Origin of the sequence: Vibrio sp. L5-1 (genome assembly GCF_021728315.1) — a bacterium.
Taxonomy (GTDB): domain Bacteria; phylum Pseudomonadota; class Gammaproteobacteria; order Enterobacterales; family Vibrionaceae; genus Vibrio; species Vibrio splendidus_K.
The window spans coordinates 850,820-867,374 of record NZ_JAKKCQ010000002.1 but is presented as its reverse complement, the minus strand read 5'-3'; the positions used below and the strand labels follow the sequence as shown (position 1 = coordinate 867,374).

General features: G+C 47.4%; 3 protein-coding genes. All 3 read right to left on the bottom strand.

All coding sequences use genetic code 11. The features are described from left to right. Positions 1-14 precede the first annotated feature (14 nt). The 3 genes from L3V35_RS10680 to L3V35_RS10670 are packed head-to-tail and all read right to left on the bottom strand — an operon-like array spanning position 15 to position 15,879. Complete coding sequence (locus L3V35_RS10680) at positions 15-5,960, bottom strand: beta-ketoacyl synthase N-terminal-like domain-containing protein (RefSeq protein ID WP_237299634.1); 5,946 nt, start codon at positions 5,958-5,960, stop codon at positions 15-17. Next, the gene (locus tag L3V35_RS10675; RefSeq protein ID WP_237299632.1) at positions 5,957-8,011 is read right to left on the bottom strand and encodes a PfaB family protein; all 2,055 of its coding nucleotides are present in this window, start codon (positions 8,009-8,011) and stop codon (positions 5,957-5,959) included. The genes L3V35_RS10680 and L3V35_RS10675 overlap by 4 nt, the downstream gene beginning before the upstream one ends. Continuing rightward, positions 8,011-15,879 carry a type I polyketide synthase gene (locus L3V35_RS10670; protein ID WP_237299629.1) on the bottom strand — a complete coding sequence of 2,623 codons (7,869 nt, stop codon included), beginning with the start codon at positions 15,877-15,879 and terminating at the stop codon, positions 8,011-8,013. The genes L3V35_RS10675 and L3V35_RS10670 overlap by 1 nt, the downstream gene beginning before the upstream one ends. Positions 15,880-16,555: the final 676 nt, after the last annotated feature.

Sequence of the window (16,555 nt, the reverse complement as noted above, 5' to 3'; positions counted from 1 at the left end):
TCACTAAAGGCGGCTTATGCTTTATCGTTCGCAGGGGCTTCTTCGATACAAATCGCGATGTCTTTCACTTCGTAAATACGCAGACCATCTTTGCTCAGGTTTGCGTCGCCAACGATGATGAGTTTGCCGTCTTCGTCTTTAATCGCAGTGATGTGTACATCCAGTGACATCTGTTTGTTCAGAGGGTTAATCTGACCACGGTATTTCCATTTCACTTCAGATTGGATTTGACCAAACTTAGGATTACGGAAGCCAGCGCCAAGATCTTTGTTTAGTGCGTAGGTTTGCATTAACTCGATGATCGCTTCGACACCTAGAGAACCTGGCATTACTGGGTCTTGATGGAAGTGGAACTGGAAGAACCAATCACTTGGGTCAATCGTACGCTCAGCGTATAGGTAACCTAGACCGTCTTTACCACCATCGCTAGTGATCTGCACAGTATCGATAAAGTTCAAACGACCGCCAGCCAGTTGGTAGTGCTCTTGCACTTCACCAGTAGCAGAAACAGGTGCATTAAAGTAACGACTCGTTTTGTCTAGCAAGTTGATGTTTACGTCTGGCGTGCGATTGTTATCAACGTGCCATGCGTGAGTCACTTTACCGTTGTCCAAACCTAATTGGTCTTTCAGTGCCGCGCCTTTGAAATAACCAAATACTGCCGTACCTTGGTAGAAAGGCACACCGTCAGTGCTTAGCTCAAAGCTGAAGCTCTGTACGATGTTGGTACCCATCATTACCGTTGAAAGCAGACGAGAATCGTTGGTGATGGTTTTGCCACGTAAATCGACATTGCGTAGCATTTTGCCGCTGCCGTCTAGGTTACGGAAAAATAACTCTTCACCCGGGAAGCCCAGTGTTGTGCCCATGTAGCCAGAGATAAAGCCGTTTGGCTGCAGTGATATCTCCATTAATACCGAGTAAGGCATCAAGGTTTGGTGGCTGTTTTCATCAAAGTACCATGCGTTTTCTGGCACTTCGTATTCTGCGATACATGAAGATGGTTTCTTGAATTCACCACGTTTACCTTCAATCTCAACCACACGTGTCGTTAGCTGCAAGTCGCCACACGGAGTACGTGGTGGGATCATGCCACGGTAAATAGAGAAATCAGGACCGAAACATTTCTCGATATCGCCAGTTGCGAACTCGAACATGTGATAAGGCGTGAATGGAACTGTGTCTGGTGTACGGTTCGGGTAGTCAGGCGTCACCGGCGCTTCAACGTGTTGAAGAGGAATCACGCCTTTGTTTGGTGCTGTTTCTAGGTCTTCAATTTGTGCCATCAATGGCGCATTTGCTGAAGCTTGTTGGTTCACTGCTGGTGTATGGCCCAAGTTTTCGATAACAGGGGTCGCGACAGCTGTCTCTAAAGAAGGCAGGTAACGAGTACATTCGTCGTCTTCTTTGATCATCACACCCAAGTTTTGGAAATCAACAATCACTTTGCCGTTCAGCAAAATATCGATGTTAGCTTTCGCGTATGGGCGAGGGCTTAGACCAATCTCAGTTACTTCCATGCGGTAAGTCAGTTCTGCCGATTGTGGTAGAACTTGACCACGACAACGCACTTGTTGAGGGGCATTTTCAAGCGGTTGGAAACGACCATTTTGAACAAGCGTGTGCATGCCAAGATGCATCATGAAGAATTGAAGCAGTTGACCACAACCTTCTGCCATCAAAGATCCTGCCATTACCGAGTCATCTTTGAAGTGACAAGGGAAGTACCAGTGGTCAGGCTCTAGCTGCTTATGACCTTCAATCAGACCAAGTCCCCATGTGCCGCCTTGCGGTTCAACACGGCTAACCTTTTCGATCATCATGAACTTCTCTGAGCTGAAGCACAAAGAAGGCTGGTGGCGATTAGATTGGTGAGTCGGGCCAAAACATTCTGCAATGTTGGCAGTCAGTAGATGACGCAGTTCTTGGTGGTTAAACTGGGTTTTAGGGCAGTGCAACATAGGGTCGAAGCGTTGCTTAGTTACAAGCTTACGAGCCTTGATTTCATCTTCAGTGTGAATCACACCTTTGCCATCTGCTAGCTCTTCGTCCGTGAAGAAGCCCGCACAGCCGTTATCCATTTTGAGGATCATCTTGTCGCCAACGAAACATTCGTACGAGAAGAAGAACAGCAGCGTGTCGCCATTGCGAGCAAAGTTGTTGATTGAGATATCGTAACGCAGCGTATCGCCACCACGAGGCAAGTCGCCAAGGAAAGTCAGCGTACAATCAAGCAGGCGATAAACACGCTCGCCTTTGTTTTCGAAATCAATGCCTAGGTAGCTGATCAGCATTAGATCACACTGACCAGATTCAACTGCAACAGCCCAAGGGATCTGACCATCAACAAGATACGGCGCATCAACTGGGATGTCGTATTCTGTGGTCATGGTGCTTGGCTTGTACTCGTTGACTGTCGCGTTGAGCTTAGTCACACGAGATACCAATAGGTAGTCAGTGGTTGGTAAACGAACGCGGCGCGAGTAGCTATCGATGATCGCGTAGTCAGGGCCAAATACATTCGCAATATCACCTTCCGCGTATTCAACCAGAGCATCGTAATCCCAGATACATGGTTTACGGATCGGTTTCACTGGTGCTGGTGTCGCAAGTACGTTGACTGGCGTTGACTGAACCTGAGCTGGTTGAGCTTGAACAGGCTGAGCTGGTGTTTCGGTTGAGCTATCTAAACCAGATGTAACTGCGTTTAGCTGCGCTTTTAATAGTGCATCAGCCATTTGCATGCCTTGGGCACGAGTGTGCAAGAATGCTTTGTGTACCTGCTGCGCTGCTTGCTGGTTTTGAGCAAAAGCTTGGTTGTGTGGTGTTACAGACGGCTGTGATGCTGCATCCGTATTAGCGTCGATATTCGATACGCCATTTTTAGCGGATAGGACATGAGTCATATTGCTGTGGTTACCTGTTAGCTGACTGTGGCGCGTTGGCGCCAGAGTAGGGGATACTGATGTAGGAGTTTCGATTACTGGCTCTACCGCGTTCTGCGTTAGTGCTTTCTTCTCTAACTCTTTTTGCACAAGAGCTGCTTGAATGCTTGCTGTCGTTGGAACCGACGCCACTCTTGCTGCTTGTTTACCAGAAGCTTTCTGTTGAATCGTTGCTAAGTTAGTCACTGGGGTTTGGGCAATATGTTGATAGATATCGCGACCACCAAGAGTCACTTGCTTAACCAATTGACGTTTAGCATCGCTCGCCAGTTCATTGCTTAAACGAACGGAAAGTGATTGAGATTCAACACTCGATTGGCTTAGTAGCAGCTGTGAACATTGTCCTTCGCTGATGTTGGCAACAATCGCACTCTTAGAGCTGATATTTGGATTCAGAGACTCAAGGTTCAGATTGAGCAGACCGTGTAGCAGGCTCGCCATGCCAGAAGCAGCGGAGCAATGACCAACACGTTGACTCGCTTGAGTCGTCTTGGTAACCCCTAAGTTGAGAGGTACAAGCTCGTGTGATGAAGTCTCTGGTGCATGGTTAAGCTCAAGCAGAGAAACATCGTTCGAGCTCATACCTACTTGAGTCAGTAACTCATCAACAACGGCGTTGTTACGCTCGCTTGAGCCAAAGGCCAATGCGTTGATACTGCCGTAAGCCGTGTCTTGGTTGCTCGCTACTCGGTTTTCTTCAACAAGAACAATTGCACCTGCGCCTTCACCCACATTCCAACTGCCGTCTTGCGGTTGTCCGAATTTTGGAGCAAGTGACACTGGGCTCACGCTGTTCTTCAGAATCACATGCTCTGCACTGCCGCTTAGGTCAACGGCTGCAATCACGACTGCGTCCATTGATTCTTGCGACATTAGGTTTTGCGCGACATCGATACAACGAGCAACTGACTGTTCAGCGGCTGAGATCGTAAAGGCAGGGCCGTTAAAGTCCCACAATGAAGAGATACGCGAAGCCATGATATTGCCGATGAAACTGGTGTATTGGTTCAGCTTTGCTGCGTCCATCACACTGTCCATCGCGATGGTTTCTAGCGCTTGGTATTCGTCTTGAGTTAGTTCGATACCCATGTTGGCAAAGCTGTCAGCCAATTGGCTATGCAGGTTTACGCGTCCACGGAATTGGTGCATCTCAAGCTCAGTTTCCATCGCGACTAAAACCGCAACCTTTTGGCCAGCAACAAGCTTGGCATCTTTGATGGCTTCGTCTGCAACTTTCATCAGTAGCAACTGCTGAGAGATCAAACGGTCATCTTCATTTGGCGGCACTTTGAAGCGCAGGAAATCGAGATCGAATTGATCGATGTAGGCTCCATTTGGAATGCCGTGTAAACCAAACTGATTCAGTAGTTCTGGATGTTGGTCTAAGCCTTTCCAGCGTTTCTTAGGCAAAGCAATGAAAGCATCGTTGTTGGTTTCAATGGCAGTGCTTAGCGCGTTGATACTTTGCAGAGAACCGAAGTGAGACGCGAGGCCAGTAATGCTTAAATTAGACGGCTGTAGGCTTGGAGACGCTGACTCTAGAGTTTGGTTTATATGACTCTTATCTGAATACGCTTCAAGTAGTAAGTGTGCGTTACAACCTCCGAAACCAAATACAGAAACACCCGCACAGCGCTCTTGGTTACCTGCTTTACTTGGCCAAGGTTGAACCTGCGTTGGCAGAGTCTGTGATCCAAATAAACCTTCAGACGATGATAGAGGCTTGTCCAAATTAATACTTGGAGGAAGCACGCCTTCTTTCATCGCAAAGATCATCTTCATGATCCCTGGCATACCTGCCGCAGTCAGTAAGTGACCGAGGTTTGACTTCGCAGAGCCAATCAATGGCGGGTTAGAACCATTCAATTTGTCAGCAAAGAAACGCTCCATTGAGGTTAACTCAACCTTGTCACCTAATGGTGTGCCGGTTGCGTGACATTCAATCACTTCAATGCTGTCTGGTGTTAGGTTTGAAGCCTCGTAAGCGCGTTCAAAGGCTTGGACTTGTCCCTTGCTATTTGGGCTTAATACGAACTGGCCACGGCCATCGTTCGACAAGCCAATACCGCTGACAACTGCGTAAATATTATCGCCATCACGCTCTGCATCAGCTAAGCGTTTTAGGACTAAAACACCAGCACCTTCGCCAGCAAACAAACCTTTACTGTTGCTATCAAACGGAACCGACACACCGTGGTCTGGGTAAGCGTGGAAGATGGAGAAACCCATGTTGATGAAGAATGGGTCAGCACCGGATACCGCGCCTGCCAACATCATGTCGGCTTTGCCTGTGTTCAAGTAATCACACGCTAACTTCAATGAATACACTGAACTTGCGCATGCGGCATCAAGGCTAAGTTGCACGTTGCCTAGACCCAATGCATCCGCCACTAACTTAGAGGCGTTATGTGCAGCTGCACCGTTGATCGGGTTGAGGTCTTGAGCGGTTTCATTGGTTGGTAGCAGTGAAAACTGGTCATTAGCCAATTTATCTTTAAGTGCTTTCTCGACCACCGAGTGATACATCGGCAGAAACAGGTCGTTTGAACGTGTGGTTGGGAAGGAAAGGGCACCCATGATCACGCCTGTGCGCTCTAAAACATCGGCATCTAAATTAATGCCTGCGTCGACTAACGCCTTACGACTGGTATCCAAAGCCCATAGGAAACTCTGGTCAACACCGTTGAACGATTCTGCTGCTAAGCGGTAGCCATTGCTATCGAAATTGAAGTTTTCGATGTAGCCGCCTTTGTCACAGTAAAAGCGGTCTGACTCACCTTGAACGCCCTGATAGCTTTCAGGTTTAGCACCTAACTTTTCAGCGCTTAATGTGGTTCGAGAATCTTTTTTATTCAGCAAGTTTTGCCAAAAGTCTTTTGGCGTATCAGCTTCTGGGTATTGGTTAGCAATACCGACAATCGCGATCTTATTGCACTTCACTTGCTGCTTATTCTTAGCTTGAGCCTGAGCCTGAGCCTGAGCTTGATATTGAGATGACTTCGATTGAGAACTCATACTAGCTCTCCTTGATGATTCACTGCACTGCCTTGAGACACACCACGTAATTGCTTAGTGGTGATCTGTTGTTTTAGCCCTTGGATAAGAGGCTCGACAGACAATGGGATTTGATGAGTAATGAGCTGACCAATGCATTTGATGAGCGTGACAACATCGTCACCGCCTTTGGCATTGGAAGCGATTGTGCAGTACTGGTCGGCTACGTCGTCGCTACGATTGATCTTGTCGATCAATGTGCTGGTTTGACGATCGGCACCCACTTCAACGAACAGACGCGCACCTTGCTGACGAGCACTCTGGATCAACGCGGTGAAATCCAGCGTCGAACAGAAAGTGTCGGCAATCGAAAGGGCGATGCTATCGCTGTCGATATTGATTGGTGCGCCAGTCGGTAGACCTGCTGCGCTGATAAAGCGGATATGCTTTGGCAACTTGTCGAACAGTGGTTGAGTGTAAAACTCACGTACTTGGCTATGCTGGCTTAGTGCTGGTGTAGTGTGCATGGCAGTCACGCGGTTAGCGGCAATGCCACGTTTTCCAAGCTTTTTGAGCAGAGCGCGACAAGTGCTTTCACAACCGGCCAGTACGCAAGTGTCACCTTGGATGATAGCGAGATAAGCGCGTGGGAACTCTGGTAACAGAACCTCAATCGCTTGTGCATCACTGCGAACCACAAAGCTATTCCATTGGATGCTTTCGTCGCTGCTCAGCTGCCAATCTTGACGCACGGCGGTGAGTTCGCCAGAAATAGCCGTGGTGAAAATAGGGCTAGTTTGAGTCATCTCAATCAGCGCATGCGGGTTTTTCCAAACATTTAAGCTGGCCCACATGGATGCCTCACCCTTGGAGTAACCCAAAGCGAAATCTGGCTGCACTTTGAATTCATTAGATAGCAGTTGTGTTAACAGATAACTACTGCCTACACCTGCAATAGCCAATTCACTAAGCGACATTTCTTGCGAGTCTTCAGCGTAGGTTTTTTCAGCCTGCAGCATCTCTTTCAAGTTACCTTCACGTTCTAAACGAGCGAATAACTGTGGAAAATGGTGATGAAATTCACGCAACATACCGGGATAAACTGTGCCAACACCAGGGTAAACAAATGCAACGCCACCTTTGCTCTGAGGCATCGGTGAGAAACAACTGCCCGCAGGCGTTTTGTATTGGCTATTGTCAGCCATTACTTTTGGCAACGCATTTTCTAGCGCTGTGATTTCTTGCAATGCAGCATCAATCGAAGCTGCCTGAATCACGATGTTCGCGCCAAGGTCAACATTGTGTTTAACGCTTTGAAAGAGGCTTAGGTTTGAATACATCAAGGTGGCGATAGCAAGTTCGCTGTCCGCCGATTCGTTAACGCATTTAAGCTCTACTCTTAGTGAGGCTAGCTTAGAAACTAATTCAGCTTGGTGATTGCCAGAAACCACAAACATCAAACGCTCGCTCGATAGCAAAGGTTTTGGTTCTTGCAAACCGGTCGCTTGAGTCAATATCAGGCTGGTGGCTTTGTGGCTATCGTCACTGAAAGTTAACGCAGCAATACGCGCTTTGTTCGGCTCAGTGAACCAATAATGGCCCGGTAAAGAATGGTTTGGCAATGAACGGCTCGATATCGCATTAACCATATTCAACAATTCATCAAACTGCTGCGAAGCAGATAGGGCTGAGTATTGCTGTTGATGATTTAAGTCTGAAATGGGACGGCGTGACATATCCAGAGCAAGCTGAACGCTATCTCCATTATCTAGATCGAGAGCTTCGACAAAACCCGCTAAATTCGCGTGCGGGTGAATCTTATTCTGAGCAGCGGTCAGCGCACTCAACATCAACAATGATGGTGAGTGAGAATCCAAACAAAGCTTAACCATACTGCCTTGATTGACTGCCTTAATCGCTTGAGTAAGTGCTTGATTAAAATTGCCATCAACCACAACAGTTATCATGTCTGGGAACGAGGGGAATAAGTCGGCAGAAAGCTCAGCCGTGTTTGCTGGCTGAGCTAAAAGAGCGATGCGCAATGGCATCGCTTTATTAGTAGGAACAGTCACTATGACAATTGCTCCTTTTCTGGGTTCTTAGTCGCCTCTTTCTTCGATACTACTGAGCTAGATTTTGGCGAAAATGCGTCATTTAAGCTCTTGCTGATGGTGACTTTGGCACCTTTCATTACTGCGCTTAAACGACCATCTTGGTGGTAAAGCGAGATATCAGCTTGCAGCGAACGAGCCGTGCTTTTTATCACGCTCAGCTCTAGCCAACCTTGGCCACCATTGTGCATCGGTGCGTAACAAATAAACTCACCGATTGCAGACGGTAGGCTTGCCGCGCCGTATTTCAATCGAGCCCATACCAGCATTGCTTGCAACAGATAATCTTCAGCAAATGGCTGGCTATCACCAAAGCCTTGCTTAGGAATAAATGATCCGCAGTCGCTGTTTTCAATCAGAGGCAATTGGCATTGAGCCAATAAGCCTAAGTCGTCAAAGCGTTCGACTGAGGTAATACCTTGCAATCTTGGTCCATGAAACAGAGTACCGTCACTGTATAGAGCTTGTGCCGTTGTTACAGGTGCTGAAGTGTTGGCCTCAAAGCGTTTTACTGACGCTTGTTGAACATCTTCAGACACTTGCACAGAGGCAACTTGCAACTGAGCTTGATACTGTGGTCGCCCTTGGCAACTGATCACCGCTTTTAGCTGATCTTTTGATTTAGCATCAGAAGAAAGAACCAGATTCAGTTCTTGCACTTCATCAGTATCAAAAATCACACCCTTAAGCAGTTTGTAGTTGTGAACGCTAACGTTCACCCCTAACAGTTGCTCTGCCACTTCACGCATCCATTGGATGGCACACACTGTCGGTAACACTGGGTTACCAGCAATGCAGTGATCTTGAATGAAAGGCAATGCCTTTGGATCAAGATGACGTGTCACAGTGATGCTTGTATTCAGCGGACTCTTTGCAAGATGCACAGACTCCGCATTAAGCTTTTTTACAGCAGCTTCCTTGTTGTCAGAACCTTGCATGCTCGTACCAACCAGCAATTGAATGCCAGTTTCGTTCAGTAGTTGAGAGCTAAACAGCTCTGCACCTGCTTGAAGAGGAATTACGTACACACCACGTTCTGTGAACATACGTTTCAGTGCTGCGTTGACCATGCCACCGTCCCACGGTCCCCAATTGAAGCTCATCACTTTCGCTTGAGAGTTACGAGCAGATAGTTGTAGAGCCGCTTTGTTTAGGATCTCGTTAGACATCGAGTAATCACTTTGGCCAGTGTTTCCATAGAAACCCGCCGCCGAAGAGAACATCGCAATCAGTTTTAGCTTGCTGCTATCAAGACCACTAAGAACCGCTTCTAGTCCGCCCACTTTCGTGCCGTAAACCATGTTTAGCTCATCAAGCGTTTTGTCTTGAATGTGTTTGTCCGCTAGCACGCCTGCGCCATGGATAAGCCCCGTGATGCTGTCGAAATTCGCCAGTGTTTTCGCTACTGACTCATGGTTCGACACATCTAGACTTAGGTATTCAGCGCTCGCGCCAATCTCGTTGAAAGCGGCAAGTGCTGCGTTGATTTCAAGGCTGCTCAATACCGGTTTTAGCAAGGTATCTACTTTCTTCGGCGTTGGTTTGTCACCTGTTGCTTGTAGGTGAGCGATAGCCGCTGGTTTTAGCTCTTTCTCTTGCTTGCCTTGTGCCCACTGAGGTAGCTCAGCTGAAGTAATATGCTTACTACGACCTGCAAGAATGAAGTGAGACTTACATTGCTTAGCAAGCGTCAGTGCACATTCAAACGTCACGCCTTTAGCACCGCCAGTTACGAGAACTTTGTCGCTCTTGGAGAGTTGAGCGCCTGCGTTTTTGGTTTGTGCAGCACCTGGTGTTGCCGCAATCAATGTTGCACGACCAGATTCGCCGTTTTCCGCATGGCTAAGGCCGATTTCAACCGTGTTGGTATCGATATCGAATAGTTCACCTGTGATAGCTTCAGCTAGGTGACGAGCATCAATAGAAGCGTCAGCATCCAATGCACGGCAGAATACGTTTGACCATTCATGGCTCAGTGTCTTAGTTAGACCAGACAGCGCCGCTTGGTTAAGTTCTGCGTTCGCTAATTGCTTAGTATCTAGGTAACCAAAGCCACCATCGATACGGCTTAGTGTGAAAAACACGCTGCGACCAGAAACGGTATTCAGCTGACCATTTAGGTGCTTCGCGAATAAGAACGCTGTGGTTAGTGAAACTCTTGAGTCTGCATTCAAGTTAACCGCTTGCTCGTTGCTTTGTTTCGCATCAACGATAGCTTGTAAATGAATGAAGCCAGCAATCACTTTGTTCGACGTTTTAAGGTCTGCTTCGATGTCGTTAATAACTGCAGTCACACCCGCATCATCGACGCTGTTGAGTGTGTAGCTTGCGATTTCACTGTTTAAAGGTGACGCGGCAGAAAGAGCACTACGCACTACAGCAACTTGAATGCCGTTAGCGGTCAACTTTTCTGCTAGAACACCGGCGTTGTGACCATCATCTGTGATCACGACACAAGCGTCTTTTGAGAAACAATCGACGAGTTTATCTGCCGCTGGTAGCTTTTTTAGCGCCACCTCATTGTGTGGAGGAAGTTCCGCTGTCGCTGTTTCTGCGATAGGCGTTACTGATTCAGCTTTAGGAGTCGCTACGGGTGCTGCTGCGGATAGCTTGCTTTGCATGTAAGTAACGATTTCACCAAGCGTACGACACTCAGCTAAGTCTTCAGGGTTTAGCTCTGGCAGTGTTGGTAGCTGGTCTTGAACCGTACCCAGGATCTCAACACGTTTGATTGAGTCGATGCCAAGGTCTGCTTCCATGTCCATCGCTAGGTCGAGCATTTCTGCTGGGTAGCCTGTTTTATCGGCAACCACTTCCATCATTGTTGATTGAACATGAGCTGGGTTTAGGTCGTTGCTCGTGCTTTCTGCAACTGCATCTGAAACAGGTGCTGCGTTAGGAGCCTCATTAGCGCCTAGCTTGCTGTTCATGTAGTCAACGATTTCGCCAAGAGTACGACACTCAGCTAGGTCTTCAGGATTTAGCTCTGGCAAGGTTGGTAGTTGGTCTTGAACCGTACCAAGGATCTCAACTCGTTTGATTGAGTCGATGCCAAGGTCTGCTTCCATATCCATTGCTAGGTCGAGCATTTCTGTTGGGTAGCCCGTTTTATCAGCCACTACGCTCAACATTGTGCTTTGAACTTGCTCTGCGTTTAAACCGTTTGATACTGCTTGCGCTGGTGCAGATGCTTGAGCTGCTGCAGGAGCAGAAGCTGGAAGCTTACTGTTCATGCTTTTAGTATTCATGTAAGCAACGATTTCACCTAGAGTACGACACTCTGCGAGATCTTCAGGGTTGAGCTCTGGAAGAGTCGGTAGCTCGTCTTGAACCGTACCTAGAATTTCAACACGTTTGATTGAATCGATACCAAGGTCAGCTTCCATGTCCATTGCTAGATCTAGCATTTCAGTCGGGTAGCCCGTCTTCTCTGCGACTACTTCTAACATGGTTTTCTGAACGACAGCGGCATCTAGTCCGTTGTTAGATGTTACCGGAGCAACTACTTCAGTTTGTGCTGCAACTGGTGCAGACGCTGGAAGCTTGCTGTTCATGTAGTTAACGATTTCGCCAAGAGTGCGACACTCAGCTAAGTCTTCAGGGTTTAGCTCTGGAAGAGTAGGCAGTTCATCTTGAACCGTACCAAGAATCTCAACACGCTTGATTGAATCGATACCAAGGTCTGCTTCCATATCCATTTCTAGATCAAGCATTTCCGTTGGGTAACCTGTCTTCTCAGCAACCACTTCTAGCATGGTTTGTTGAACGACTTTTGCATCAAGACCGTTAGCTGCTTGAACAGGAGCGGTTGCGCTTGGCTGTGCAGCAACAGGCGCAGATGCAGGCATCTTGCTGTTCATGTAAGTAACGATTTCGCCAAGAGTACGACACTCAGCTAAATCTTCAGGGTTCAGCTCAGGTAGGTTTGGCATTTCGTCTTGAACGGTACCAAGAATCTCTACGCGTTTGATTGAGTCGATACCAAGGTCTGCTTCCATGTCCATTTCTAGATCAAGCATTTCCGTTGGGTAACCCGTTTTCTCAGCGACCACTTCTAGCATCACTTTTTCAGCATCTGCTGATTGTACTGCTACTGGTGCAGCCACAGGAGCCGGTTGTGCTTTAACTGGCACAGGTTGAGCTGCAACCGGTGCTGCTGCTTGAGCGGCTACTTGTGGTGCAGGCACGGCTTTCTGGACTGGAGCTTGCTGAGCTGTTGTATTTTGAACTGGTGCTGCTTGAACAGACTGAGCTTGTACAGGAGTCGCTTGCACTTGAACTACAGGCTGTTGAACGATAGCTGCTGAAGTAGTTGGAGTAGTTGGAGTAGCTGGAGCTTGAATCGCTGGCTGAGCATTTACAGACGCAACGAAGGTGGGTTGTGCCGTTTGTACTGAACCTTGCGTCAGCATATTAAGTGCTGAGTTGTTGCTGTGCGCTTGCATCTCTAGGTAATGAGCGTGCGCTTTTAGCGTTTCAGCTTGGTGCTGGTGGAACATCTCCATAGAACGCTGTAGGTTCTCAGGAATTGCTACGCCTGCCGTTGCCATTTTCGCTTGCTCAGACATTAGGGTGTTGAACGTGTCACCGTATTGCTGAGGAATTGTAAGGAACTGCTGATGTACTTCTGCTGCTTGTTGTTGAGCATTGAAGAACGATTGCAGTGAAGATTCATCAACCGTTACTTGAGCTGCAGGCTGAATAGTCGCTGGTGCAGGTTGCGCCACTTGAGGCTGCTGAGTTGCTACTTGTACACTTGGTGCTGCAACTGATTGTTGTACATTTGAAGCTTGAGGAGCAGCCACAGGTACTTCAACGATTTCTGTTTTAATCACTTCTTTTTCCACGATTTTCTCGACTTCAACTTTCACTTCAACAATCTCAGTCTTTTCGGTGACGTTGCCCGAAGCTAATGATTGATCCATTTTCTTACGAGTAGCAGGGCTGATGTAGTTGGTTGCATTCAGCTTGATGTTCATTGGTGATGCCTTTGCAGGTTCAGCAATGTCAGCTTGGTAAGGGTCAATGTTGTCTAATGAAACACCTGCCACACACAGTTGAACCGCAGCTAAGCGAAGCTGTTGGTCACTGTCGCCTTTAGGGCTTGGGTTGATGCTGATTGCGTAAAGCTCTTCGTTCTTGTCAGCCAATGTTTTCTCAACCAGCTTTTGAAGAATGTTCTTCGGACCGAACTCAACGAATACGCGCGCACCGGCTTCATACATCGCTTCAATTTGCTCGCTGAAACGAACCGATTGCAGCATGTGCTGTTTGAATGCTTTCTTAATCGCTTTCGCGTCTTTGCTGTGCAGTTTGCCCGTTGCGTTTGAGTAAAGCGGCAGCGTTGGAGCGCTGAATGAAGCTTTATCAATTGCAGCAGCAAATGGTTTTTGAGCGTGAGCAACAAGCGGTGTGTGGAAAGCACCAGACACTGGCAGAGCAATCGCTTTGAAGCCTTGATCAGTTAGCGCTTGTGCTGCTTGTTGAACCGTCGCAGTTGGACCTGCAATAACCAGTTGAGTCGGAGCGTTGTAGTTGGCAATGCTCACGCCTTCGAATTGGCTGATGCAGCTTTCAACGGCTGGAAGCTTGTCTGCGTCTAAGATGACCGCAAACATAGTACCGCTGTCGCCTTGTTCAGGTGTTGCTGCCATTGCATCGCCACGAGCGAAAGCTAGTTGGTAGTAATCGTCTTGCGAGATAACACCCGATGCACATAGTGCACTTAGCTCACCAAAGCTGTGGCCTGCGACCATGTCTGCTTTGAAGCCTGCTTGAGTCATGATGTCGAACTGACCCATAGACACAGTACCAATCGCACTTTGCGCGTTGGCCGTGTTGGTTAACACCACTTCTTGAGCTTTGGTTGCTTCTGGTGTGAAGGTTGGGATTGGGAACAGAATTTGCGACAGAGCCGTTTTCTTGTGTTGACCAAATACTTGATCCGCTTGAGCAAGCTGTTGGCGCATCTCTGGGTAGTGACAAGCAAGCTCGCGTCCCATGTTGAGGTATTGCGAACCTTGGCCTGCAAATAGCGCTGCCACTTTACCCGCACCGTTTTCAGCAATCAGTGCTGACTCGCGGTAGCTAGTGCCGTTTGGCATCTGCCAATGTGTTTTGGTTTGGCTCTCAAGCATAGAAACCGCTCGAGTCAGTTGCGCTTGAAGGTCTGCTTGGTCAGTCACGACTAAACCAATACGAGCATGTTTAGCGTCAACTTCGCGTAGAGCGTGTTGCTCAGCAAGCGTTTCTAATTTGAACGCAGCGTCTGTAGCTTGAGTTGAAACCTGTTTAAGTTCATTGATCAGAGCTTGACGAGATTCCGCGCTGAATAACAGAGTTTGTGGTACTTGGCGCTGACGGTATTTATCACCGCGAGCGTGTTCTGGCGTGTACTCTTCCAATACAACGTGGAAGTTAGTGCCACCAAAACCGAATGAGCTGATACCTGCACGGCGCGGTGTGCCGTCGACACGTTGCATCCAAGGACGCGTTTGTGTGTTTAAGTAGAACGGTGAGTTCTCGATATCTAGCTTAGGATTCGGAGCCGATACGTTAATCGTTGGCGGCAGTACTTTGTGGTGTAGTGCTAAAGCAGCTTTGATTAAACCTGCAGTACCCGCGGTTGATTTTGTGTGACCAATTTGAGATTTCACAGAGCCTAACGCAATGTGTTGCTTCTCTTCGTTGTTCTCACTGAATACCGAGTTTAAGCCACCAAATTCAGCCACATCACCCGCTGCAGTACCTGTACCGTGCGCTTCTAAAAGGCCAAGTGTGTGCGGTGCGAAACCAGCATCATCGTAAGCACGTTTCAGAGCTTTAGCTTGTCCTTCAGGGCGAGGCGCATAAATACTTTTGAACTTGCCGTCTGAAGAAGAACCCACACCTTTGATTACTGAATAGATTCTGTCGCCATCGCGCTCTGCATCTTCAAGACGCTTAAGAGCAACCATGCCGATGCCTTCACCAATCATCATGCCTTTTGAGTCGATGTCGAAAGGTTGAATCGTTTCATTGGTAGTAAACGCAGGTGTTTTAGAGAAGCTCATGTACATGGTTGGTGAGTTATCAGTACACACACCACCTGTGATCATCATTTCACTGCGGCCTTCAACCAGCTCACTTAGAGCCATGCGCATTGCGGCTAGAGAACCTGCACAAGCAGCGTCTACCACACAGTTGATACCACCAAGGTCAAAGCGGTTAGCAATACGACCTGAAATTACGTTACCCAATGAACCAGGGAATGAGTTCTCTTCCCAGTGGATGTATTGGTCTTGGAATTTTTTGATCAGCATTTCGCTGTCTTCGTCGTTGATGCCACTGCTCTTGAATACTTTTTTCAAAACAGGGTATTGCAGACGAGCATTTAGGCTTTGAGCGATCTTTTGACCACCACCAACACCGAGCGTAATACCGATCTTATCGCGATCGTAGCCTTCAGGCAGCTTGGCATCTTCAAGCACTTCTTTTGCAACGATCAGAGAAAGCAGCTGTGATGTATCAGTCAGTTCTAGGATATTTGGCGGAAGGCCGAACTCCATTGGGTTGAAGTCCACTTCAGGGATGAAACCACCGCGCTTACAATAAGACTTGTCTGGCGTAGTACGATCTGCATCGTAGTAATCTTCTGGACGCCAGTGCGTATCTGGTACTTCGGTAATTGCATCGATCTTTTCACTGATTAAATCCCAGAACTTATTTAAGTAACGGGAGTTCGCAAACATGCTTGCCATACCAACGATAGCAACTGGCATATCTTTAAGGCGTTTATTGAGTCGAGTGTCGTCGACTGATTCCGGTGTATTTTTTTCGGGTTGGCTCATTATGAGTCTCCACTTGAAATCACTGAGGGCGATGTCGTGTTTTGAGGCTGCGTTTCTAAATGGATCGAAAATAAATCTGAAACAGACTTGGGCAAACGCAGCTGAAGAGTAAGGTTGCCAAAAGTAGGCCACCTAACTGAAATAGGGTGTGCGAAGTACATTGACTTGCGGGAGTTGAGAACGTGTTTCATGCGCGAAGAGGGCATTCGAATGTGAGGGTCATGTCCATTAAAATCCTGTCCAAAGTACTGCTTTTGTGCAAAGCAGGTATCCGCAAAAAAAACGTGTGAATTTGTTTAATGGTTGAGCAGGCTACCCGAGGTGAGTAGTTGATACAATGCTCCCAGCGGCCACTATGATCTGTTCAGACCAGATGAATCGAGTGTGTTTTTAATTTTTGTATTTTTATTGTATTTAACTTATTGATATTTAATGGGTATGAATTGTTTTTTAGTGTTTATACTCTATTTTTTGGCTTGATGAGATCTATGTCAGGTTTTTGTAAGTAAGGTTTAATAGATGACTGTTTAACAAGGCTGAGTGTGATCTATGTTTTAATTTGTTATTATTTTAAAATTAAATTCCAAGCCCTCATATGAAGGATGTTTCCTTCCCGATTTCTCTATGTTTATAGCAAATCATAGGTGAGTTAAATTTGTTCGTTTTGATGTTTTTT

What these genes read in the sequence shown, in the direction of transcription:
- L3V35_RS10680 (WP_237299634.1), bottom strand. Translation starts at nt 5,960, where the DNA reads ATGAGTTCTCAATCGAAGTCATCTCAATATCAAGCTCAGGCTCAGGCT.
- L3V35_RS10670 (WP_237299629.1), bottom strand. Translation starts at nt 15,879, where the DNA reads ATGAGCCAACCCGAAAAAAATACACCGGAATCAGTCGACGACACTCGA.